The sequence below is a fragment of the Sphingobacterium thalpophilum genome (assembly GCF_901482695.1).
In the GTDB taxonomy this organism is placed as follows: domain Bacteria; phylum Bacteroidota; class Bacteroidia; order Sphingobacteriales; family Sphingobacteriaceae; genus Sphingobacterium; species Sphingobacterium thalpophilum.
The window spans coordinates 4,424,581-4,448,290 of sequence record NZ_LR590484.1; the positions used below are offsets into that span (position 1 = coordinate 4,424,581).

At 42.3% G+C, this 23,710-nt stretch carries 23 protein-coding genes; 18 read left to right on the forward strand and 5 right to left on the reverse strand.

Features of this window, described 5'->3' with window-relative positions:
• The first annotated feature begins 6 nt into the window (after window positions 1-6).
• The 7 genes from FGL37_RS18470 to istB all read left to right on the forward strand — a co-directional run bounded on the left by FGL37_RS18470 (window position 7) and on the right by istB (window position 7,408).
• Entirely contained in the window at window positions 7-285 is a 279-nt protein-coding gene (locus FGL37_RS18470) for a transposase (RefSeq protein WP_028071709.1), read from the forward strand.
• On the forward strand, window positions 282-1,133 hold the full coding sequence (locus FGL37_RS18475) for an IS3 family transposase (protein WP_028071708.1): 852 nt from the start codon (window positions 282-284) through the stop codon (window positions 1,131-1,133). Before FGL37_RS18470 ends, FGL37_RS18475 begins: the two co-directional genes overlap by 4 nt.
• Before the next feature lie 159 nt (window positions 1,134-1,292).
• Window positions 1,293-2,177 carry a thiopeptide-type bacteriocin biosynthesis protein gene (locus FGL37_RS18480; RefSeq protein WP_028070927.1) on the forward strand — a complete coding sequence of 295 codons (885 nt, stop codon included), beginning with the start codon at window positions 1,293-1,295 and terminating at the stop codon, window positions 2,175-2,177.
• 5 nt (window positions 2,178-2,182) lie between these two features.
• A complete protein-coding gene (locus FGL37_RS18485; RefSeq protein WP_160169519.1) occupies window positions 2,183-3,463 on the forward strand; it encodes an HlyD family secretion protein in 1,281 nt (426 codons plus the stop codon).
• Between the two features lie 646 nt (window positions 3,464-4,109).
• Window positions 4,110-4,964, forward strand: a complete 855-nt coding sequence (gene istA / locus FGL37_RS18490; protein ID WP_160169518.1) for an IS21 family transposase — start codon at window positions 4,110-4,112, stop codon at window positions 4,962-4,964.
• Window positions 4,965-5,033: 69 nt separating this feature from the next.
• A complete protein-coding gene (istA, locus tag FGL37_RS18495; protein ID WP_051607125.1) occupies window positions 5,034-6,599 on the forward strand; it encodes an IS21 family transposase in 1,566 nt (521 codons plus the stop codon).
• Window positions 6,600-6,658: 59 nt separating this feature from the next.
• Window positions 6,659-7,408 carry an IS21-like element helper ATPase IstB gene (istB, locus tag FGL37_RS18500; protein ID WP_028070925.1) on the forward strand — a complete coding sequence of 250 codons (750 nt, stop codon included), beginning with the start codon at window positions 6,659-6,661 and terminating at the stop codon, window positions 7,406-7,408.
• Between the two features lie 295 nt (window positions 7,409-7,703).
• Here the strand turns inward: istB and FGL37_RS18505 are convergent, their stop codons facing one another.
• Complete coding sequence (locus tag FGL37_RS18505) at window positions 7,704-8,222, reverse strand: helix-turn-helix domain-containing protein (RefSeq protein ID WP_028070924.1); 519 nt, start codon at window positions 8,220-8,222, stop codon at window positions 7,704-7,706.
• Window positions 8,223-9,207: 985 nt separating this feature from the next.
• Here FGL37_RS18505 and FGL37_RS18510 point away from each other — a divergent pair.
• The 4 genes from FGL37_RS18510 to FGL37_RS18525 are packed head-to-tail and all read left to right on the forward strand — an operon-like array spanning window position 9,208 to window position 15,497.
• On the forward strand, window positions 9,208-9,585 hold the full coding sequence (locus FGL37_RS18510) for a hypothetical protein (RefSeq protein WP_028070923.1): 378 nt from the start codon (window positions 9,208-9,210) through the stop codon (window positions 9,583-9,585).
• 4 nt (window positions 9,586-9,589) lie between these two features.
• A complete protein-coding gene (locus tag FGL37_RS18515) occupies window positions 9,590-10,972 on the forward strand; it encodes a TlpA family protein disulfide reductase (RefSeq protein ID WP_037533844.1) in 1,383 nt (460 codons plus the stop codon).
• Window positions 10,973-11,006: 34 nt separating this feature from the next.
• Window positions 11,007-14,147 (forward strand): SusC/RagA family TonB-linked outer membrane protein, encoded by a 3,141-nt coding sequence (locus FGL37_RS18520; RefSeq protein WP_160169517.1) that lies wholly within the window; start codon window positions 11,007-11,009, stop codon window positions 14,145-14,147.
• Window positions 14,148-14,150: 3 nt separating this feature from the next.
• Window positions 14,151-15,497 carry a RagB/SusD family nutrient uptake outer membrane protein gene (locus FGL37_RS18525; protein WP_028070921.1) on the forward strand — a complete coding sequence of 449 codons (1,347 nt, stop codon included), beginning with the start codon at window positions 14,151-14,153 and terminating at the stop codon, window positions 15,495-15,497.
• Window positions 15,498-15,590: 93 nt separating this feature from the next.
• Here FGL37_RS18525 and FGL37_RS18530 read toward each other — a convergent pair whose 3' ends face one another.
• From FGL37_RS18530 to FGL37_RS18545, 4 genes are all read right to left on the reverse strand, one after another.
• Window positions 15,591-15,911 (reverse strand): hypothetical protein, encoded by a 321-nt coding sequence (locus tag FGL37_RS18530; RefSeq protein WP_028070920.1) that lies wholly within the window; start codon window positions 15,909-15,911, stop codon window positions 15,591-15,593.
• Window positions 15,912-16,074: 163 nt separating this feature from the next.
• Window positions 16,075-16,698, reverse strand: coding sequence for a MauE/DoxX family redox-associated membrane protein (locus tag FGL37_RS18535; RefSeq protein ID WP_051607123.1), 624 nt, complete (start codon window positions 16,696-16,698; stop codon window positions 16,075-16,077).
• Between the two features lie 113 nt (window positions 16,699-16,811).
• Window positions 16,812-17,807 (reverse strand): helix-turn-helix domain-containing protein, encoded by a 996-nt coding sequence (locus FGL37_RS18540; protein WP_028070919.1) that lies wholly within the window; start codon window positions 17,805-17,807, stop codon window positions 16,812-16,814.
• 86 nt (window positions 17,808-17,893) lie between these two features.
• Window positions 17,894-18,295 carry a hypothetical protein gene (locus tag FGL37_RS18545; RefSeq protein WP_028070918.1) on the reverse strand — a complete coding sequence of 134 codons (402 nt, stop codon included), beginning with the start codon at window positions 18,293-18,295 and terminating at the stop codon, window positions 17,894-17,896.
• A gap of 293 nt (window positions 18,296-18,588) precedes the next feature.
• Between FGL37_RS18545 and FGL37_RS18550 the strand changes: the two genes are divergently transcribed.
• The 7 genes from FGL37_RS18550 to FGL37_RS18580 all read left to right on the forward strand — a co-directional run bounded on the left by FGL37_RS18550 (window position 18,589) and on the right by FGL37_RS18580 (window position 23,700).
• Window positions 18,589-19,737 (forward strand): hypothetical protein, encoded by a 1,149-nt coding sequence (locus FGL37_RS18550; protein WP_028070917.1) that lies wholly within the window; start codon window positions 18,589-18,591, stop codon window positions 19,735-19,737.
• A gap of 102 nt (window positions 19,738-19,839) precedes the next feature.
• Entirely contained in the window at window positions 19,840-20,232 is a 393-nt protein-coding gene (locus FGL37_RS18555) for a MerR family transcriptional regulator (protein WP_138096949.1), read from the forward strand.
• A 448-nt stretch (window positions 20,233-20,680) separates the two neighbouring features.
• Window positions 20,681-21,325, forward strand: coding sequence for a DUF6266 family protein (locus FGL37_RS18560; protein WP_028070915.1), 645 nt, complete (start codon window positions 20,681-20,683; stop codon window positions 21,323-21,325).
• A gap of 58 nt (window positions 21,326-21,383) precedes the next feature.
• Window positions 21,384-21,950, forward strand: a complete 567-nt coding sequence (locus FGL37_RS18565) for a DUF6266 family protein (protein WP_028070914.1) — start codon at window positions 21,384-21,386, stop codon at window positions 21,948-21,950.
• Window positions 21,951-21,960: 10 nt separating this feature from the next.
• Complete coding sequence (locus tag FGL37_RS18570; protein WP_028070913.1) at window positions 21,961-22,416, forward strand: DUF5675 family protein; 456 nt, start codon at window positions 21,961-21,963, stop codon at window positions 22,414-22,416.
• Between the two features lie 24 nt (window positions 22,417-22,440).
• Window positions 22,441-22,788, forward strand: a complete 348-nt coding sequence (locus FGL37_RS18575) for a hypothetical protein (protein ID WP_028070912.1) — start codon at window positions 22,441-22,443, stop codon at window positions 22,786-22,788.
• Window positions 22,789-23,112: 324 nt separating this feature from the next.
• Window positions 23,113-23,700 (forward strand): TetR/AcrR family transcriptional regulator, encoded by a 588-nt coding sequence (locus FGL37_RS18580; RefSeq protein WP_028070911.1) that lies wholly within the window; start codon window positions 23,113-23,115, stop codon window positions 23,698-23,700.
• The last annotated feature ends 10 nt before the right edge of the window (window positions 23,701-23,710 follow it).

Genomic DNA, 23,710 nt, shown 5'->3' on the forward strand with positions numbered 1-23,710 from the left:
TTGAAAATGAAAAAGGAACGTAGAAAATTCAGTTCAGGCTTTAAGACGAAGGTAGCCATAGAAGCCATTAAAGAGCAACAGAGCATCCAGGAACTGGCGGCGAAATATGAGTTACATCCCACGCAGATCAACAGCTGGAAACGTGAATTTCTGGCCAATGCCGAACAGGTGTTCGCCAGTGAAAAGAGAGAAGAGAAAGATGATTCGAAAGAGAAAGAACTCTATTCCAAGATCGGTGAGTTACAGATCCAGGTGGATTTCTTAAAAAAAGTATTGGGGAAATGAGCATGGAAGCGAAACGCAAACTGGTTTCCCCGTCCGAAAAAAAGATCAGCGTTTCGGAGCAGTGCAAACTTATCGGCCTTCCGCGCAGTAATTATTACTACAGACCCAAAGGGGAATCGCTGTTCAACCAGAGAATAATGAGGCTGATAGATCGGAAATTCCTTGACTGTCCCTTCTATGGAGTGGAACGGATGACATCCTACCTGAAATATGACTTGGGTCATCCAGTGGGGGAAAAGCGGGTAAGACGTCTTTACCACATGATGAACCTGAGAGCTATCTGTCCGAAAAAGAACCTGAGCAAGGCAAATAAAGCGGATTACAAATATCCCTATCTGCTCAGGGGACTGAAAATCGAACGTGCAAATCAGGTATGGCAGGCCGATATCACCTATATCCCCATGTTCCGTGGCTTTATGTACCTGTTTGCCATTATTGATGTGTACAGCAGGAAGATTGTTGGCTGGTCTGTGGGCAATACCATGAACGTGGAATGGTGCAGGGATGTGTTATTGGAAGCCATAGGGACTTATGGTGTGCCTGAAATATTCAATACCGATCAGGGCTCTCAATTCACTTCTCCCGTATTCACCAAAGCGCTAAAGGATCATCATATCGAGATCTCAATGGATGGTAAGGGCCGTGCACTGGATAACATATTTATTGAAAGGTTCTGGGGATCAATCAAAAGGGAGAAAATCTATATCAATCCCCCTAATGGAGGGGTTGATCTCTACCGACAGGTCAGAGATTATATCGCCTTTTATAATTCTGAGCGACGGCACAAATCTATCGGTAGGGTTACACCTGATGAAAAATATGCAGATAAAGTGAAAAATGTATCTTAATTTAGTGAAATAGTTGTCCAACCAATGGGGAGTATCATATATCAAAAAAGAAAATTCTGGAATTAAAAGAATTCTTGTTCGATAAAAATGATCTACTTGTACATAGCGAAGATGGTCATTATTTAAATGAATGTATCGTTCCTTTTTATAGAATGAAAAATGAGAAATAATTTTCAAAGAACTTTTATTCCGGGTAGCGAATGGTTCTATGTAAAAATATACTGTAGTAGCAATTCAGCCAATAAAATCCTGACCAACGAACTATCAAGGGCACTACAATTTCTGAAACGGGAGAATAAATTTCAGAAATGGTTCTTTGTTAGATATTCTGATCCATATTTTCATTTGAGATTACGCATTTTGTTATCGCAGCCGCAAGATTTTTCGGTTGTATCTGATCAGATATATAAAAAACTAAATCCCCTGATAAAGCAAGGAATCATCTATAAAATTCAATTCGATACATATTCCAGAGAGGTAGAAAGATATACTGAGAAACTCATGGAACTTTCTGAATCATTATTTCATATAGATAGCGTTTATACGATGAAACTCCTTGAATTAGGAATTAAAAACTCGTTTCACGAAGACAGTAATTGGAAATGTTCGTTACGTATGATTGATGACTTACTATCCGTCTTCGGCTATAATAATAATCTCAAACTTGAACTCTCAAAGTTTCTTGATGTTTCATTTAAATCAGAATTCGGTTTTGACAAGGCGAACCCCAAGCAGTTAAACGATTTGTATAGAAAATACAAACCGGAGATTGAGCAGCTATTCATTGATGTTAGTTACTATAATAGTTTAGTCTTTAAAAAAACTTTGAACGCTAGAAAGCTAGCTATGCAACCTATTGCAAAAAAAATAATGGAAGAAATCAGTAAGGGAGATAAGATTCCGATTGACAGTTACATCCATATGATGATGAATAGACTCTTCCCTTCTAGAAATCGAGCTTATGAATTGATTGTCTATAGTTTTCTATATAGTTTCTACAACGGAGTTGTCGCACGGGATAAATCTAACTCTAATAAACTGTAATGTTTATGTCAGCTACTGAAGAAAAAAACGATTTACATTCTGAAGATGTTACTGACATCATCTATTCACCTCCGTCGTGGCTGTTAAAACGAGGTACTGCTCTTGTCTTGTTGATTTTTACAACAATAATTTGTTTCTCAATGTTCATAAAATATCCAGATATTATTATGAATCAATTGAGAATAACCACTGACAATGACCCTAAGCCGGTTGTGAATAGGATTGCGGGGAATATTTCCCAAATTTTAATAAGGGATGGTCAAAAAGTAGCTATGGGACAAGCATTAGCATATATGGAAAGCGCATCTAACCACGAAGATGTCTTAAAACTATTGTCTCAAGTGGCCTCTATTGAAGATGTAAATAAAGTGGAGATTTCAAAATTAGCAAATCTAGTCGATCCTTCAAATCTGCGTTTGGGTGAATTACAGGACGCTTATCAAAATTTCTACCAAGCATATTTGACGTACTTAGCTGTAAAAGAAGGCGGAGGGGCTCTTCGACAACGAAAAATATTGGAAGAGGACATTAAGAATGTAAAACTACAGAACATACAGAATCAACGATCGCTAGAACTTATAAAAGAAGAGATCAAAATTGCTGAAGAAGAGATAGAAAAGTATAGAATTCTTGCGAAAAGAAAGGTTATTAGTCCAATGGAATTAAAAAAGCAAGAGGCGACATTCCTAGGTAAATTAAAAGCATTACCGCAATCTGAAAATAATATATTGAATAATTATTCTGTTACTTTAGCGCAAGAAAAAGAGCTTTCTGAGCTAGATAATAAAATAGAAGAGAATAAAAAAAGCTTTGTTCAAGCTTTTAATAAATTCAAAAGCGAAGGTGAAAGCTGGAAGCTTAGATACGTTCTGTTTTCACCCATTAAGGGAAAGGTGATGTATGAAACCTCCTTACAGGAAAAGCAATTTCTCCCTATAAATCAAACTGTATTTTATGTATACACTGAAAATGAAAAATATTTTGGGGAAATGAGCATACGACAAAGTAATTTTGGCAAAATCAAAACAGGGCAAAGTGTTATGATTAAAGTTCATGGTTATCCCTATGAAGAATTCGGTTACCTACATGGTAAAATAAAACAAATAAGTGCCATTCCATTTCGAGACAGCATTTTTCTTTCCAAGGTGGAGATATTTAGGACACCAAAAGATTCTAGGATTATTTTAAAGCCTGGTGTATTTGCTAATGCAGAGGTGATTACGGACGAACAGACTGTTTTTTTCCGGCTTTGGAAATCTATATTTAAAACTCTCAATCCATATTAAAGGCAATGTAAACCTATTCGATGGATGAGACCTTTTACCTGCAATTTTTCTTCCGGTGTGCATTCACCAGCTGCATACTTGCTAAGTAAACGATCTGCCTTGTCTTTATTTGATTGATCTGCCATTTAATATCGGTCTCTTTATAACTATGACGATTGAGATCGAGGCAGGTATGCGTGGGAAATGAAAAATATTTTTTTTACAGGATTGCCGGTAGCTCGAAAGCATATTTTATGGCACGAGCCTGGTTAATTGAACAGTTACATATACTTAGGTTTACACAAAAATAAAAGCTTTCCTATGCTTCTATCAAAATTTGTATATTTACTGAACTAAAGGCATCAAATCCCGCCTTTGAGCAGTAACTGCCCGTTACATGCATAGACCGGAGCATGCTGACCCCCTAATTCCGGACTTAGTTTAGGTATACCATGTTTGTTTAAGCACTGCTATCGCATGGCATTCCGTCAGATGCTGACCCCTCTACTGTTTCATACAGTAAGTAATATATTCCGGAGAATATTGACCCCTTTAGTATTTAAGGGAGCTCTTAGATTCCGGAAGATGTTGCCCCCTTGTCTGGGTGCTGATTTTGGTTTTACTTTTGGGAAAATGATATTACCCAATGGCCGGAAAAACCAGACCCATGAGTCAGATAAAACAGATGATCAGGCTGCACCAACAGGGCTATGCCATCAAAGCAATAGCCCGCAGTCTCAGTATAAGTAAGAATACCGTAAAGTCCTACCTCTACAAGATAGGTGAGGCAAAGTTGAACATGACCGACCTTTTGGCTTTGGAGGATCCAGTTCTGGAAGGTCTGCTGCATTCAGGTAATCCGGCCTATCGTGACCCCAGATTTGAGGATCTCAAAGAGCGTTTGCCCCATCTGGAGAAAGAACTTAAAAGAGTTGGCGTAACGCGTAAACTGCTTTGGGAAGAATACAAAGTATCTTATCCCCAGGGATATGGTTACTCCCAGTTCTGTTATCACTTTTCCCAACTTAGTGTTTCTGCCCGTTCAGGAACCATGGTAATGCAACATGAACCTGCAGACAAACTCTATATCGATTTCTCTGGTAAGAAGTTGCATTATATTGATATCGAGACAGGTGAGCTTATTAATTGCGAGGTATTTGTCGCCTGTCTTCCTTATTCCAATTACTGTTATGCAAAGGCTGTACGTAGCCAAACAATCCCTAATTTTATTGGAGCGCTGAATGATTGCCTGTGGTTCCTGGGCGGAGTTCCCAAGGCACTGGTACCGGATAATCTAAAGTCGGCCGTAACAAAGAGTGACCGCTATGAACCTGATATCAACAGAAGTATGGAAGATCTGGCCAATCACTACGATACCGTTGTGGTTCCTGCCCGGGCAGGTGTAATCGGTAATTCAGAATACACAATTTTTGGTAATTATGAGTGCAGCAAAAATGGCAAGAATGGTGCAGCATTTTTGGCAATAAAGAGTGCAGCATTTTTGGCAATAATAAATACATAGTTCATCTTTTGGAACATAGAGTTCCAAAAGAAAAAACAAGCTTTGTCATAGCAATAAGACAAAGTAATTATGAACTATTATTTAAATAAACTTATGACCTATCATGAGGTTCACAAAATGTATCGAGAAGGTAATTCGATACGCAAAATTTCAGAACATTTAGGACTGAATTGGCGCACGGTAAAAAAGCTCTTATCCAAAGACGACCGAAGTTACCAAAAAGAACTAGAACAGCCTATTTCTAAGAAAAAACTTCTTGATCCCTTTCGAGATTTTGTACGGGAAAAATTGGAGCTCTACCATGATACTTCTGCCGCACAAATGTTTGATTGGCTTAAAGAACAACACCCTGACTTTCCCTCAGTTAGTGCCAAAACAGTATTCAACTTTGTACAAGGCATTCGGGCGGAATTCAATATTCCTAAAGTGAGCTCTGCTCGTGATTTTCAGATGGTTGAAGAGCTTCCTTACGGTAGTCAAGCTCAGGTAGACTTTGGTTTTTATAATATGACCACCACAACAAATAAGCAAAAGAGAGTACAATTCTTTACTTTCATTCTATCGCGCAGCCGTTATAAGTTCGTTTTGTTTAGTGATATTCCTTTTACCACGGCAATGGTTATTGATGCACATGAACAAGCTTTTCAGTTTATTGCTGGTCTGCCTGAAGAAATCGTTTATGATCAGGACAGATTGTTTATCGTCTGTGAAAATCTAGGTGACATAGTACTCACTTCCGAGTTTTCGAATTATGTGCGAGAGCGTGGAATTAAGCTTCATTTTTGTCGAAAATCCGATCCCCAAAGCAAGGGTAAAGTAGAAAACGTAGTTAAATATGTAAAGCAGAACTTTCTATATAATAGGCCATATCGTGATCTTGAAACGCTTAATGATGAATGTATAGCCTGGCTGCACCGTACGGCCAACAATCTGCCCCATGGTACAACCAAACTTATTCCACTAGAAGAACTTGCTAAAGAGCAGATGTTTTTAGAACAGTATCACCAAGTGCTTCCCAAGCCACCGCAAAAACAGATTTATGCTGTTCATAAAGATAATAAGGTGTCTTATAAGGGTAATTTCTATAGTGTTCCAATTGGCACATATAACGCTGGTACTACTAAAGTCCACCTTAGCGAGCAGCATGGTAAATTACACATTACAGAGCTCTCAGGAAAAGAAATCTGCGTACATGAAGTTTCAGCTTTAAAAGGGAAAAAGATCATTCTGCGTACTCATGGCCGTAATATGGAGCCAAAGGTAACAGAACTGATTTATCAAACAGCTTCTTTATTCGAAAATATAGAAAAAGCTCAGCAATGGTTAATTGCGATAAAACTCCATAAAAAAAGATATATACGTGATCAGATACAAATGATTGAGCGTGTCATAGAAAACAATAATGCATTTGATATATCACGTGCATTAGATTACGTTCATGCTAATAATATACTAAGCGCAACGGACTTTAAAGCTTATCTAGATTATATCCGCTCAGAAAAAATCCATAAACCGGAACTGGAAACCAAAATTATCAGGCTCAACCCACTTTCGGCAAGCAATAACACCCAAATGGAACTCGAACCTCAGAAAAGTGATTTAACTGATTATGAATTGCTTTTTGGTAACAAATAATAATATCCCTGTCGGTAATACGGCAGTGAAAAACTAATAACTCTACTAAAAATATAACAATGGAAAATCAAAAACAACTGGTAAAACAACTTTGTTCAGACTTCAGAATCTCAGCGGTTGCTGCAAATTTGGATCAAATAATAGCTACAGCTGAAAGTGAAGATATTGGCTATTTAGAGCTCCTAACAAGGTTATTGAAAGCAGAGCAGCAACATCGCCAACAAAGAGATGAAGTTAGACGTATGAAATCTGCTGCTCTTCCCCGTAATAACGATTTATTAAACTATGATGCTAAACGTAATGGACTTACTGATAAAAGACTCGCCCCCCTTAGGGAGCTTAACTGGATAGATCAGCTCTTTAACTTAGTTCTTATGGGACCAAGTGGTACAGGAAAAACAATGCTAGCGGCAGGGTTAGCCAAGGATGCTGTAAAGGCCGGGTATCATGTATACTTTAGAACTATGGAAGAAATAGTCTCTACCTTAAAAACCAAGGACTTTGTACGTTCGCAAACAGCAGAATACAAAAAAATGGTACGAGCTAACCTAATCATTATTGATGATGTTATGCTTTTCCCTTTAGAAAAAAATGTTGCAGTTGGCTTCTTTAATTTTATTAATCAAATATATGAATCAACATCTATTATCGTAACCACTAATAAGAAACCAACTGAATGGGCTAAAATGCTCGAAGATGAGGTGATTGCAACGGCACTCTTAGATAGAATTTTGTTTCGGTGCGAAGTCATAAATCTAACAGGAGAAAGCTATAGATTGCAGAATAGAAAATCATTCTTGGACAAATAAATTTTATAGCATACTTTTGAAATGGATTGTGTATTTATTATTGCCAAATATGTTGCACTCCAAATTACCAATTTTGCTGCATTCTTATTTTCCATTTACAATAGGGCAGTTCTTTACTATAAATATTTCAATATGACCCAAAATCTTTTGCTAATCAAAAGGTAGTCGGAATTGTCTATTTCCTGAAGCTTTTTGGCTAATACTTACGTTAGATATTTTCTTTGTCATTTTGTCCTCATTCAATCTATCTTCTAATTCTATTAAAAGTTTAGTGCCATAACTATGATGTTTATTTTTAAACATCCCTCAACTTTTTTAAAATCGTTTCATACTGTTTTCTAGAATTAAGTTTAATATTGGAAAACCTTTTGCTTGATATGGTTCCAACGGTTAACCCCAATGCCAGTTCTATCTTCGTTAACTCGTCGATCTTAATAGTTTCATCTTCGTTCTCTAAAATATAGGTAATTCGATGAGAAGAGATTCCTGTTGCCTTACATAATTCTTTCTTTGAAACTACTTCAAGCCTATATTTATCCGTTAGAATTCTTCCAATAGGTGTTAAACTAGCGTGTTTTTCAATTTTTATTACTTCCGAAAAGTGTTCTTTTCCAAAGATCTCATATACAAAATCCTCATAATTTTTATTCAATAAAAGCTTAAGTCTGATAAATTGTTCAGCCTTAAAACTCTCATGTTTTTGATTGCTCATATTACTTATCACGGATGTTGAGATATTTGTCCAAGCATGAATCTCCCTGTCAGAAAAATCCGAATCGTTTATAATTTTAGCGAGGTTTTCTTTCCAATCCATCTTTCGTATAAAATTTTTGTTTTTTAGTTTTTGAAAAATCAAAAACTATTTGTAAGTTTGTTTTGTATTAATAGCGAATTAGTTAAGCGGAATAATATTTCCGTTTATTACGATGTTTGCTCGTGTCACGTTCCGCCAGAATAAACCCACGAGTTAACCTTGAGTTCGCCTATTGACTGGATTTCGTTATATTTACCATATGATATGTAAGTCCAGTAAGGCGATCTCTTGACAAACTTGGGGTACTCATGACTTTAAGTTGTGAGCGGTCTGGCGGCCGAAAAGTGACCAAGCTAAAAGAGGTTTGCATTACTGGCAGTATCACCAATTCTAATCATCTCCTTTAGTTTCGAGCAATCATCGTTTCGTATATAACCAAAAAAATTATGATGAAACGATTAGAAAACACACCCAAACAGTATCCAATCCACCTCCAGGAGGTAGAACACTGGTACGCCCACACCATTCCTATAAAGAACACTATCCGCGCGCCAGAATAGATTATTAATCATTAAAAAACCGAAACAGGAGAGGGCTGCTATCGCCAGTTTGTAATGTGTCGATAGGATAGTAATAAGTACTCCCTAGTTGAAGGTCTTCCGATCTGTCTGTATACAACATCCCTTTTTGATCTGGTTAATAATAAAGTTAATTGCTCTATTCAAGCGTCGATAACTTAAAGGTAGCACTTAATATATATTCTTCCAAATAAATAAAGGAATTTTTGTATAGTTTTTCTATAAACTACAGATCGGTTTTTTACCTGTCCCGGCAGGAAGCGCCATAATATTCCCCTAATCAATGCTTTGTAATCGTTTTGAGGCGCTTTGCGGGATTTTGTTAATTCTTAATTTGTGACACCTGCAAGGACTGTGAACTCCCTGCAATGACACCTCTTTGGAATGCAAAATTTTTTGCTAAGGGGGAAGCTATGTCCGATCCAGATGGCAGGATGTGGCCGAAGTCATCTTTATGAACCTTAAAAATGAACCAAAAATATGCAAATGTGCTCGCGCTGCAGCTAGCCGTATACGAAGCACACGATCATGGATATAATCCTATAGAAAAAATCAACGATTTCTGGAGAAAATACGATATCAATACCCTCCAGAATTCGTTCGACACGATATTAAAAAACACATCCAGCTACAAGAAAAGCGGAAATGTCTTACAGCTCTGCCATAGGCAGGTATTTGCAGCTGATGTGCTGCGCGTACTCATCGCTTACTTCCACGTGCATATCGGTCACATCGATATGCAACAGGTGGATATCTCAGGGACTGAAACCACACTGAGCAGTCTCGAGGAGCTGGAAATCACAAAGCGTATTCACCATTTTTTCAGCGAATCCATTAATCAATAAGCAGATGAGGACTATATCAAATCTTGCGTCTGCCTTATTGGATAAGGTAGTGCACCGATCCCAGTTTTCGCTGACGAGTGGACTGCTCATGCTGGTTTTTAGTTTTCATATGTTTAGTTTATCGGCTCAGACGCCCCGCAAGGACAGCGGGGCGGATGGGTCATCCGAGATTAAACGTCTATTTATCGGCGATAGAGTTCCTGATGAACTATGGAACTTGATGCTACCTGTTGCAAACCACCCCGAGGGGAAGCAATATGTTCAACTAAAAGATTTTAAAGAGAGAAAGCTGATTTTGATAGACTGCTGGGCTACTACCTGTAAAAGTTGTCTGGAAGGGCTGCCTTGGATCCAACAATTACAGCATGAGTATCCCGACGTAGCGTTTTTACTGTCCACTTTAGAAAAGGACAGGGCGAACTGGTATCTTAAAGACAATAGTTATATGCTTTTTTCTTTTATTGATACGAAACACACGCTATTCACGTATTTTCCTTATGCCTGGATTCCATACTATATCTGGATCAGTGAAGGTAAAGTGGTTGCAACAACTCAAGCGACTGAGGTAACAAAAGAAAATATCGATAAAATACTGAATGAAGGAATTGCTCCCGCTAGGGTTAGACAAGACCGGGTATCGTTTAATATACAAGATAATTTCTTGGAAGACCGCTTGATCTTTAGAACTCCCGAACTACAACGTTCATTTACAATAACAGGGTATCTAAAAGACGTTCTTGCTCAAACACGCTATCGGATAGGTAGAGAGGGCGAACCTAGCTTTTTCGCAACGATCAATGCGGGACCAATAGATATCTTTAAATCCGCTATAGGTATTGCCCGTCCCGATCTCCGCAAAAACAACTGGTTTCTCTTGGAAACTAAATGGCGAGATAAGCTCCTCAAGGTTTCGTCGGAATTATATTATGCGGACAGCACTGCTCATATCTATGGGGTGCAGTTTTACTCGGCTGCGAGAGACAAAATATCGCTATCAAAAGACTTACTCCACGAACTGAATAATTATTTTGGTCAGAAATATGGTCTAGAGGGACAAATTGAAGAACGTGTCCGCAAAGCGTATGTCGTCCGCGATAACCGAACATCTACATCCCATATGTTGTCTGGTAAATTGGTTAAGAAACTTCCATTGTATCAGTTGATTGATCAGCTTGACTACCGAAGTGAATCGGATGACAATGGCATCCCCTGGATCAACAGAACCGACGATTTTACTAGAGCTGTTAAGGTTCCTGATCAGTGGCCTGATAACCTTGATGGCATAAATGCATTTTTGTTACCGCAAGGGTACAAAGCAGCACTAGAAACTATTCCAATGGAAGTATTTGTGCTACGCGATATAGAGGAGGGAGGTAGCAATGAATAGGTGGATTCTTTCTCTGATATGCACACTTGCTTGTATGAGCTCTTTTGGTCAGAGAACTGCTGGGCTGTTTATACATTTGGTTAGTAAGGATGACCAAAAGCCCATTGTCGGCGCTTCTGTAAGTTCGGTTAATGAAAATGTTGTGACTCAAACCGATGGAGAGGGAAAAAGTCATATCGACAACATTACCTACCCAATTTCTCTACGCTTTAGCCACATAGGTTTTAATTCAAAGGTTGTGCAGTTTGACCATGCTGGTAGCTATACGGTTCAACTGGAAGTGAGCGCGCAGGAGCTCGAAGAGGCTGTGGTGCAGACAGGTTATCAAGCCATACCTAAGGAGCGGGCTACGGGTTCTTTTTCTTTTTTGAAAAACAGGGAACTCAATCGGAGACCTTCGGAGGGACTGGTGGATCGTCTAGAGGGTACAGTTAGTGGATTAAATATAGACTCTCGTCTTTCAGGACGGAGTGCAGTGCTCCTGAGAGGGTACTCGACGATCAAGTCGGACAACACACCGTTGATCATCTTGGATGGTGCGCCCTTTGAGGGTGATATTTCCGCATTGGATCCAAATGTCGTTGAATCAATTACCTTTCTGAAGGATGCTGCGGCTTCTTCAATATGGGGAGCGCGTGCAGGTAACGGTGTATTGGTAATTACCTCCAAATCAGCCAAGCTAAATGAAGGAACTAAAATAAACCTGAATGTGTATAACACATGGCAATCAGTGCCCGAGCGTTACTACAATCGGTTTCTACTCAATAGTAGTGATTTTATTGGATTTGAGCAATATCTATATGACAATGGATATTATAATGCACAAAAGGCAAATCCAGGTTATCGTAAGTTTACACCTGTCATTGAATTATTGCTCAAACGAGATAGAGGGCTTTTAAGTCCTCAAGAGGTGTCGAACCAGATTGCTATTCTGGAGAAGCAGAATGTGCGAAAGGATATTGACCGTTATTATTTCGGAACTGGGTTTAAGCAACAATATAATATACAGGTCAGCAATGGTACGGCAGAGTCTTCTAATCTATTTTCTCTGACATGGAATAAAGCAATTACTTCTCAGAAGAGAAATAGGGATAATAAAACCCTGCTGCAGTTCAATTCCAAATTTAAGCCTGCTGAATGGCTCGACTTCAATCCGATTGTGTCCTGGAATATCGGCAGCAACGACAACAGATTGCTGAACTATGCTGATTATATCTATCCTTATGCACAGCTTGTCGATAACAATGGCAATTACCTGCCTATTATCCACGATTATAACGGAATATTTTTGGAATCACAGCAGGAATCTGGTCGGCTGGACTGGAGCTATAACCCTGTGGACGAAATGGATAAGAGGCTTTTTAATAATGAACACAATGAGTTCATAGCTGGGCTCAATGCTAATGTTCGTGTAGGATATGGCCTTACTGCGCAACTTTTTTACAATTATCAAAATATACATGATGTGCAGACATTTACCTATGATGGCGATAGCTATTATACGCGCAACATGATCAATAGTTTTGCATATGAGAATAATGGTCAGCTGGTATTCCCAATCAGAGAAGGAGCTATCTTGGACAAAGACCGAAGCAAAACACGATCCCATTTAGGGAGGGCACAACTGGGCTATTCGACGACTTTGGGACGGTCAAATATCAATCTATTGCTTGGAGCCGAAGTCAAGCAGACGACTTTGGTAGGTAATAAATCGACTGTGTACGGATTTGACCCTGAGACATTGACCTACCAAGATGTGGACTTTAGTACGCGCTTTACACGGTTTCCGGTGGGTTCAAAATCCAGTATCCCCTCTGGAATAAACTTCACGGATCGTATAGATCGCTTTGTATCTTATTATTTTAATGGTAGCTATTTATACAAGCAGCGTTATTTACTGTCCTTTAGTGCCCGAAAGGACGCCTCCAATCTCTTTGGTGTTAATACCAACCAGCGCGCTGTTCCACTTTGGTCTTCAGGATTGGCGTGGACTGCGTCCGAGGAGAGTTTTTGGCCTAAAGATTTTGCAATAAACTACCTTAAGTTCCGCACGACGTTTGGATATAGTGGCAATGTCAATAAATCACTCACTAGGTATAGCACTGCACGTTATGGGACCTCTTTATTAACCGGATTACCCACGGCTCAGATTCAGACTCCGCCAAATGAAAACCTGCGCTGGGAGAAAGTGAACACAGTCAATATTGGTTTAGATCTCGCGCTTAAAAGCCAGAATCTCACCTTATCATTTGACTATTATCAAAAGAAAGGCCGTGACCTAATCGGAGAATCAGCTCTCGATCCAACAACAGGCTTCTTTGTAGGACAACGTTTTTCATTTACTGGAAACACCGCTGCATTGAATACAGAGGGGATCGATATCCGAATAGACGGGCGGAAACACTTTGGTATTATAGACTGGATGCCAAGCTTGCTTTTCAATTGGAACCAGAATCAAGTGGTCAAGTATAGTGGTACTACACCTAGCGCATTATTAGCTTCATCTTTTGCTGTACCCGTAGAAGGAAAGCCCTTAAACCCGCTCTTTTCTGTTCCTTGGGCGGGGCTCGATCCGGCAGATGGTAGTCCCAGATTTTGGTATAAAGGTGAGATCAGTAAAGATTATGCGTCTATCCGCTCCAAAATGACATTCGATGACTTGCAATATCATGGTCCGGCACTTCCGTTGTATACTGGGTCGATGGTAAACAAATTGAGATTTAAAGCGTTTGATCTTTCGTTTTCAATTCTCTATGCATTTGGTGGGTATCTCCGTAGACCAACAGTCAGTTATTCAGCGTTAGCAGTAAATTGGGTAGGGCATGAAGATTATACCAAACGATGGACAAAGCCCGGTGATGAATTGTCGACTGATGTGCCAGCCATCCCTAAGGTGGCTGATCTGGACAAATGGAGCTTCATAAACAATTATTCAAGCGCGCTGATCGAAAAAGCAGATTATCTTTTTTTGAAGGATATAAGACTGGGTATTGACCTTCGTGCATTGGGGAATCGCTGGCTCAACAGCTCGTTCAAGAATGCCGAGTTCTTTGTCCTTGTCAACAATATCGGACAACTTTGGGTAGCGAACAGCGCCAAGATTGATCCGATGACAAACGAAAGTTATTTGGGAAGGCCCAGACTGTGGTCTATTGGTATTAACGTTGGACTTTAACATATGATGAAAAGGATTATATTATTATCACTATTGGTCATCACGCTGGCCGGATGTGCCAAAGATTTTCTCTCGGTCAAGTCAGATAAAAAACTGGTCATACCGAGTACATTGAAGGATTTTAGAGCGCTGTTGGACAGGGCAGAAACAATGAACGAAGCTCTTCCTTACCTTGCTCATGTGTCAGCGGATGATTATTACTATACCAAGGAAGTCTATGATGGCTTAACCAATGTTATCGAGTATAATGCGTATGTCTGGAATAAGGATATCTATGAAGGTTCGCTGGATATTATGTGGAGCAATTCTTACCAGCAAATCTTTTATGCCAATAATGTCCTGGATGGTTTGGAAGACCTAAATAGTACACAAGATGAAGCTGATCACCTAAAGGGGACTGCATTATTTTTTAGAGCTTTTGCTTATTTCAATCTTTCTCAGCTTTATTGCGACACTTATACAGTGGGGACTGACAATTCTGCCTTAGGCTTGCCCTTGCGGCTCAAGAGTGATATCAGCCAGAAGGTTGGCCGTAGTACGGTCGCACAAACCTATGAACAGATGGAAAACGACCTGAAGAAAGCGATTGAGTTATTACCGACAACAGTATTAATCAAGACAAGACCGAGCAGATTTGCTGCACAAGCGTTATTGGCAAGACTATATCTAATTATGGGCCGTTATCAAGATTGCCTTTCCCTATGTCAGGCCATTATGCCCAACTGTAGGTTAATAGATTTTAATAATGTAAATACCTCTGTTGCTTATCCTATGACGCAATTCAACGATGAGGTGATTTTTCACAGTATTATGGCATATGTTTCGTACAAGGATTCAAAAGCACTGGTCGACACAACGATTATGAAGGAATATGACCATGATGATTTACGATTAAAAGCGTTTTTTTCATATCGGGAAGGAGACGCGGTATTTATTGGTAATTACTCAGGTTCCTTATCCTTATTTAATGGGCTGGCTGTCGATGAAGTATATCTAATGGCTATGGAATCCCTGGCGAGAATAAACAAACTTGAAGAAGCGAAAAAGATTTACCAGACTTTTTTGGCGTCACGCCTCACTGATAATAGAGTGGTGCAAGTGCAGGAAAATATATCACAACTTGATTTTCTGGATCTAGTCTTGTTAGAGAGAAGAAAGAGCTTATTGTATCGCGGACTTCGCTTTTCAGATATAAGACGGCTGAACAGAAATGAAAAAGCGGGAATTAACATGACAAGAATACTTGGTGATAAAAAGATACAGATCCAGCCTAATTCACCTAATTATATCATGCCTATTCCGGATAATGTTATTTTCCTATCAGGGATACCGCAAAATATTCGGGAATAGTTTTACCTGTCATTTTTACTAATTATTGAATTCAACAAAGGGCGGCTGTACAATTTGCGTACCGCCACCCTTTGTCTTCAAGACGTTAGCAAATTACATGGTCTTACTTCGGTAATCTACATAATTTGCTTCATGCCCCGGAATAACCACTCTTTCATTTTCAGAGTTTAGCTCGGTGTCCTGTTCGTTATACAATCGAGCGCAGTCTGGATTTTGAATTTTTGGACAGTTCGGATCAGGTTGTGCGATTTCCTGTCCTGGCTGGCCGTTGGTAACTTCAAACCAATATTCATTCTCCGCATTTGGTCGCTGATCAGTGTTTGCTGATGTCAATGATACAGTTGCTAATCCTGCTGCAATGCCTAATCCTAGAATGGGCATTACATTTGTTTTAATGATTTTAATTAGGTTCATGACCTTAGATTTAATGTGTAACACTTTAGTTTTTTGAATACACCTACTTTTGTTGATTTACCATAATTCAAAATCCACAAATTACAGTAGGGTATTAAATATCTTTTGGCAGATGCGCCCTTCACCCTGACAGCCTAGCATCAGAGATCCGCTTTTGTCAGTTTCAATTTCTTCTATTGTTAAGCATGGGGATCGTATCGACAATCCGAGCAATCGTTCTCTTGGGAGCTCCTGATATAATTTCTTTTCTTTTTACCCAAAACTCTAGTAAAAAACACCACAAGCAGATCAATGTCAGATATAGATTTAATATGAAGTGTGCCTTCCAGCTGATCTGAATAATAAGCCCACAGCTACAGGGTAGCTCTTCACTCCATACATGCAGCAAAGCCAAACCCACGTATAAGGTAAAAATGATCATCAACAGCGACGAAAACCCAAAACCAATCAATCGCGTTCGCTTAATCCCGATCAATAGTGCTGCGATGACTTCACTCATGGGAACAAGAAAGGCCAATACTTGCGCAAATAGTCTGGGAATCGGCTGACGCAGCATTGCATCCATGTTGCCTTGAAAATCGGAAATCTTATTGTAGGAGACAAATAGCCATAGACCCATAATGAGGCCACCGTATATCGTCAGCTGAATTTCGCGCCAATGAATCAGGCAAAATCGGATCACGACCTGGGGAAGATTTCTGCAAATTGAAAGCAACAGGTTCGAAAAGATCGTGATCCACCTGGTTTGATATTTATTAGACGTGATATATCTTCTTGTGTTTTCCATTTTCTTACTGACGTTGTATAGCAAAGTTCGCCAGGAAAAAGAATAAGGACTTAACCCAATTTGGGATCAACGATATACAGGGGATGAGTCTAGAAATAGATTTGTCGATGATATCATTGGCTATGGCGTCTAAAGAATTCCGTAACTGTCATTCCAGCTTCCCTTTTGAAAAAGCGACAAAAGCTGCTTGGTGATGAATATCCCAGTTCATAGGCGATCTGGTCGGTCTGCAGGCCATCGATAACATATTTTTTGGCCAGGTCCAATACCAGTATCTGCTTCATCTCCTGTGGACTCTCGCCATAGTACTGTTGGATGACCTCATGCAGGTAATCTATACTGATGCCGAGTTGTGCAGCTATATCGTCCAGTTTAAAATCTTGGCCATATACCGATACGGTATGCCGGATGAGCTCATGGGCCGCCTTGGCTTTGAGCTGGGACGCAGAGATTTTCTCGTACTCGTCAAAGACCTTCTCTTTGGAAAGCTTGATCAGCTTTTTGACGCCCCAGAGGATATTGTCTTCGCTGTCCAGGTCGCCCTTTTTGATATTGGTCATAATGGTCTTGATTAACAGGCGGGTGCGGTCTCCGACTTTGAAGTCTATACTGCTGCGGCTGCGGTCCGAGCCCTGTCTGAAATCGGAGATGAGCTCGTGTAGATGGGAAAAAGGCCGCTCATTGCCATCGCGGAAGATGGAACCGCGAAAGTAAAAATTGAAGATGCAGCTCCGGCCCGGAGGGACATGCAGCGCATAGTCCCCTTTGGGCAGATAAAGAAAGCAGCCACGGTGTGGATTGAGGCGATAGGTGCTGCCTGATCCCTTGTCACAAAGAGTGATAGGCCGGGTCCCATCGAGAAAGTAAAGCATATGCAGGTCATTCCCGCTTATTTCGACCGGGATGACAGTGCTGGTCTGCAGGTTGAAATCAAAGCAATTGATAAAACCGACCAGTCCGTCAAAGCTCTGCTGTAGGACATGCCCTCTTTCACTGCCATAGGCGGTGGGCTGCACCGAGGCTAAGTGGATTTGGGGCTCAAGTGGCGGCAGGCATTCGGTAAATCTTTCAAAAAGCCCGTCCAGTTTAAAATTGGTATTTTTTTTCATCCGGAATGATGTAGGTTACTATGTTGGCGATTTGTGGAAGGTAAAAGGAAGGAGCAGGGGATATCGGTGCTGCTCCTTACCTCGCATCAGCTATACAAGCTGCGATAGCTGATACGGATCATCAGCGGTACTGGCTGTGTCAGCGCGCTGATGACACTACCGGGTGTCTGCCAGGCTTCCAGGCCGAATACCTCGGTTTCCTTACGGTCGGGAATCTCGTCGCCGTCTTTTTCCTCTTTGCTGAAATTGACGAGATTACCCGCCTGATAATTGTTGGCAATGGCTGTAGCAAGCTGCTGCTTGAAAGTGGCATCCATCGTCTGTACGCTGAGCTGCTGGCTCGGTGTTAGCGCAAACCAGTCGTTCATCCACCCATCAAAATCTGTGCGGATCTGGCTGATCACCGCGGTTTTCTCCAGATCGCTCAGGTTCATAAAATTGGCCTGTCTGGCATCTACGCCAGCTTGGCTAAAAGGTTGTTTTTCCATAAAATATTGCTTTTAACATTCACCCAAATTTGCTGAATTAATTAGCTTCAAATAGGTAAAAATGGCCATTTTAGGCTCAAGGGATAGGTTTTTGGGCCTTTGGCAGAACCTTTTTCCGCTAAAGGTAAATAAAGAGTGATGCTGGCATCTCTTTTATTGATAAACATGAAATATAAACATGTCATTAATCATAAGGAAAATTGAAAGATTTTAAAGAAAAGTACTTGTTTTATTTATAAATTAGTTAGCTTTAGTTTCCTGAATTAATAATAAATAGATGAAAAGTGTTTATTATGAGCGTTTTAAAAGAGAAAATAAAAGGTGTGTTCCTACATGTAAAGCATAGCTGGGCGATATACGGTCTGATATTATTATTCCCTTACCTGTATAATACCATGTCTATCAAGGAATACTTCTGGATCAAGGGTTCTATCTTTTACGAGAAGTTTGTCATCCGATATATACTCACGGTGGCATTGATGGTCGGGCTTGCCAGTTTGTTCTTCATCATCGAACGTTCGGGACGCTACCGGAATCACGACGGGGGCTATCGATGGAAGAACGCCGGCTGGCAGGGTTTGTATTTTTTTGGTCCTCTGGTATTGGGACTGATCATCTTTGTAAGTTATACGATAGGACTCTACTACGACCTCGACCGGAAAGACGTGCTGGCCAGACACGTGACCAAGCATTATGCTTTTTTTACATTTACCTGCCTGCTGTATGCGTACTGGTTTGAACAACGTGCCGACGATCAGAGGAGAAAAGCGGATGCCGCCAGAACAGTGGTACTGTATAGCGAAAATTCGGACCCTCAGCTGCAATGGATGCAGGGCATCAATACGGTGATCGACTACTATGCGAGGGACACCAAGGATTTTGTGAAAATGGAACTTTCCAATATACTGGCTCAGATCCAGCAGCATATGTTGGAGCAGTCTGTCGCCGACAAAGAGCGTTTTGTCATTGTAGACACGACAATGGCACCACTGGAGTTGTCGTATTTTTTGTTTTATTACAACAAAACGGTGGATAAGGCTGCCCAACGCAATGAACAGGGGCATTTTAGGCTGAATGCAATCGTTTTTATCCGGTCATATGCCAAAGGGGTTGCCTTCGCCATATTGACCGACGGATCGGAAGTACAGATCAACGGCATCGTAGAGTACTTAAGGAAAAACAATCTGCGGCACTACTTCCCCAAGATCAGCAAAGGGGTGTCAGTCAATCTGCTCCACGTCAATCTGTCTTCTCCAAAAAATGGACAGCTGGTCGAATTGCAGCCGCAGACCAAACAGGCTATGCTCGCCAATATGAAAGACCATGAGATCATCAAATTTGCGAGTATTGGCCCCAAAATAAAAGACTATGTAGGTGATTTCTGGATAAAAAAGGAACGCTTATCACATGAAGTGTGGGATACTTATGTGGTAATAGACTGAGAGATGTCCCAATTATAAACAGACTTACTGAAATGGGCAGCAATAGAATACAGCTTGCCCATTTGCGGATTCGGCGGTATGTCGCTTCCAAAGAACCTATTTATGTTTTTTTCCAACGGCAGTCCTTCACGCAAGGGGGCAGGCTACTGCTTTGCCTCGGTAACAGCCCATTTTCCCAATTCCCGTTTCATCTACTCGTTTAAACCACAGTTTCGGATTTCCTCTGACGCCGGGCTGCTGTGCGATAAACTGGACCGGATACTCGACCTGCTTCAGGATCAGCATTATACGGAGCTCAACAAGCTGATAGGGACGATGACGCTCAAGGAGGTGGCTTCTTACCTGAGCAAAAGTACGCGTACCGTCGAACGACGTATCGAAAAAGGAATGCTCAGGGCAGTCTCCAAAGAGGGCAATGCGGATCTGTTCAGCAAGAAAGATGTGGTGCAGCTCTACCTGGCTGAATATAAAAAATGGCCCAAACGTATGCCCTGACGCTTCGGATACTATTCGGACCATGTTCGTACAGCCCTCGCAGCTGGACGTGCATGGGGCGGGGCCATATCCGTGTCCAGCCAGTATTTGTCTGCTTCGGGTCTGGTCGGAGACTGGTCGCTATCTGGCTGGGGTCTGCCTGAGGACCGAACATAGGACGAAGTTGATACGCTGTCATACTGGTCTTGCGCTTACCGATGTCGGCCCAGTTGCTGGCTTGCATGGCCGATCGGAACTGCTGAAACCGGCAGGAGGAATACATACCGCTATAACCCTTGCTCCGCCATTTCTCCGACATCATCGGGGATAGCTCCGACAGGTCTCCGCCGACCTGCTTCCGGCTCTTGACGGGCTGGATACATATGTTTTATGTTTGTCGATGTAAAGCGATATATACCGGTATAAATGAGTGCTTTATGATGGTTTAACTTTTTTAAAATCAAAACAAATGGCAACAATCACAAATGGTATCAACGGGAAAGCAAGTGGTAAGGTGGGAGCAGTCATCGCGTCCTCCTGGAAGTCGATCAACTATGTCAAAGGTCTGTACAAAAAGCGGACAAAGCCGATGACGGAAGAGCAACTGATCCAGCAGGAGCGCTTCCTGACCATCGCCAAATTCCTGATGCCTATCACGCCGATTCTAAGGCTCGGATTTGGCCTGTCCAAGTCCGATAGGATGGCGCCGACCAACGTCGCGATGCAGCTCAATATGGCGCTGGCTGTCACGGGTACCTATCCGGGCTTTACGCTGGATTACTCCAAAATCGAGATCAGTACGGGCTCTTACCTGAGCGGCGGTGCGATGAACGCTTCCGTCAGCGCCGGCATCCTGTCGGTCGACTGGGACACGACGCTCAACAGCCTCTACCAGACCAAGAGCGATGATCAGGTTATTATCCTGATCTATGAGCCGCAAAAGGATGAGTTTATGACAGCGCCGACACCACCGACACGGGGCGACGGTACGATCGACATCGAAATACCGGCACACCTGCTGGGAGGAAAAGGGCATGTCTGGATCTTCTTTACGGACCGAAAGGGCAGTAAGGTTTCCAAAAGCACTTACCTGGGTGAACTGGATCTGGCTTAGCCACTGAGAATGAATGGACAGGAGGGGCAGTGCTCCTCCTGATTTTTGAACGCTGAACATGAAAGATATGCTGGTGATTTCTGACTTTGCAAAACGGGATAAAGATCCGACGCGGATGAAGGCAGTGCAGGGACGGTTTAGGCTGGCCCGCAAATTTTTGAATCCCTTATATCCGCTGATTATCAAGGGCTATGCGGGTAGACGGCGCACGGTGCAGGCCGCCTTCGGACGTGCCATGTCACATACGCTGAACAACGTCGTCAGAGGCGACTTTCCGGATTTCTGGCTGGACCCTTCACTCGCCAGGATCAGCAACGGGATGTTGTTTCCCCTGGAAGTCAACATGGTGAGCCGCCATGGCGACCGGATCGAACTAGGCTGGAAAGCTGCCTGCTCGAATATCCGGGAGTACAGCCAGTGGGACGATCAGGTGATCCTCTGTGCTTACGATATCGTCTCGGGGCAGGCAGCCATAAATGAAGATGTGGTGCTGCGGCAGGACGGGCAGCTCAAGATCGACCTGCCGTCCATCCTGCACGGCAGGCCGGTGCACCTCTACCTGCTGCTGCACGACCGTGAGGAAAAACTATATTCCACAAGTCAGTACCTGGGTCTTTTATCCTAAAATTTTGCACATGAAATCAGTTATAAAAGTATTGCGCACCAAGCAAGGCAAACAGAGCATGCTGTCGGAAATTTACGTCAACAGCCAGTTGGTCTGCTATGGCTTGGAGAATATCCAGCGACCGGTAAAAATCTGGGGGAAGACGGCGATTCCGCCGGGTAAATATCCTTTGGGATTTAACCGCGATGGGGGTATGAACAGCCGCTATTACAGCGACTATCCGTCCATGCATCGGGGTATGCTCGAGATACGGAATGTCCCGGACTTTAGTTATATCTACTTCCACAAAGGAAACAGCTACTGGGACACGGCCGGCTGTGTACTGGTGGGGACGCAGTATGTGCTGGAGGCCGGCGACTACCGGCTGTTGGCTTCGGGTGTGGCTTACAAACAATTGTATGCTGCTGCGGTCCAGCTCATGTTGCAGGGCCTTGTAGAAGTACATATCCAGGGAATGGGGGAATAATTGCTCACCGTGAACAGAATAATCATGAAAAGAATCTTAAACAAAATAGGAAAGCTGCTGCAGGTGGTCCTGACGGCTCCCGTAAAACTGCCGGGCAAGGCAGTGAACGTATTGAAGTACCTGGCCCTGGGGCTGGGTATATTGGAAACAGTCATCGAAGAAGAGAAACCGCCACCGGAAGAGCCGGGGCAGCAGAAGCAGGGGGCCGAGCACAGGGAAACGTCCGGTAGAAATGACCCCGCCGGGGCATCTACGGACAAGGGGGACGCCGCTGCACAGGCTGCCGGAAACAAGTCTGGTCAGCTGGCCGTGACCGCGCACGACGATGCAGGAGGGTCCGGAGAAAGGAGCGGCGGCGATGAGGGTGAATGATATCCGTTTCTCGGCCGTCGGCGGCACCCTCTGCTCCATCTGGGCCAGCATCTCGCTGGGAGATGTGCTGCAGACCGCCCTGACAGCGGCACTCGGCACGCTCGTCAGCTTTGCCACCAGCTGGCTGCTGGGCCGCTGCAAAAGGAAAGACCGGCCGCCCTAGGTAAACGATGAACGCATAAGGCTCACGATCACCGTGTGCCTTATGTTGTGGCTGTTTTGTCGACTTATTGTCAAAAACAGCTGGGTGAGCTCAATTATGATGACATTTATTTTTACTTATGACCGATCGGTCATATATTTACACGGTAATTTATTTCAGTCATGGGAAAAGGAGAAGAAACCCGGCAGTTTATCATCGAAAAGGCAGCGCCTATTTTCAATACCAAAGGTATAGCGGCGACAGCGATGAGTGATATCATGGAAGCCACCAAGCTGTCCAAAGGTAGCATGTATGTGCATTTCGAAAATAAAGATGTGCTGGCTGCTGCTGCGGTGGATTACAATATGGATACGCTGGAAGGAAAGCTTCTGGCAGCACTGCGGGGCTGCAACAGTCCTAAAGACAAATTGCTGGCCTACATCGATTTTTTCAGCGACCCCAACACACCGCCGGTAGCCGGTGGTTGCCCGATCCTGAACTTTGGCACCGAAGCTGACGATACCAACCCCTCGGTACGGGACAAGGTCCAGCTGATCATCAAGAGGGGACAAAAATTGCTGCGGGGACTGGTGGCTGAGGCGATCGCCGCCGGAGAACTGAAGGCGGAAACAAATCCCGAAGAGCTGGCTACCGTGATTTTTGCGACACTGGAAGGTGCTCATCTGATGTCGCGGGTGGCAGGCCGCAATGACAGTATGAATATCGCTGTCCGATCGCTGAAGAAATGGATAGCGATGCATAACGCATAATTTTTTTTAT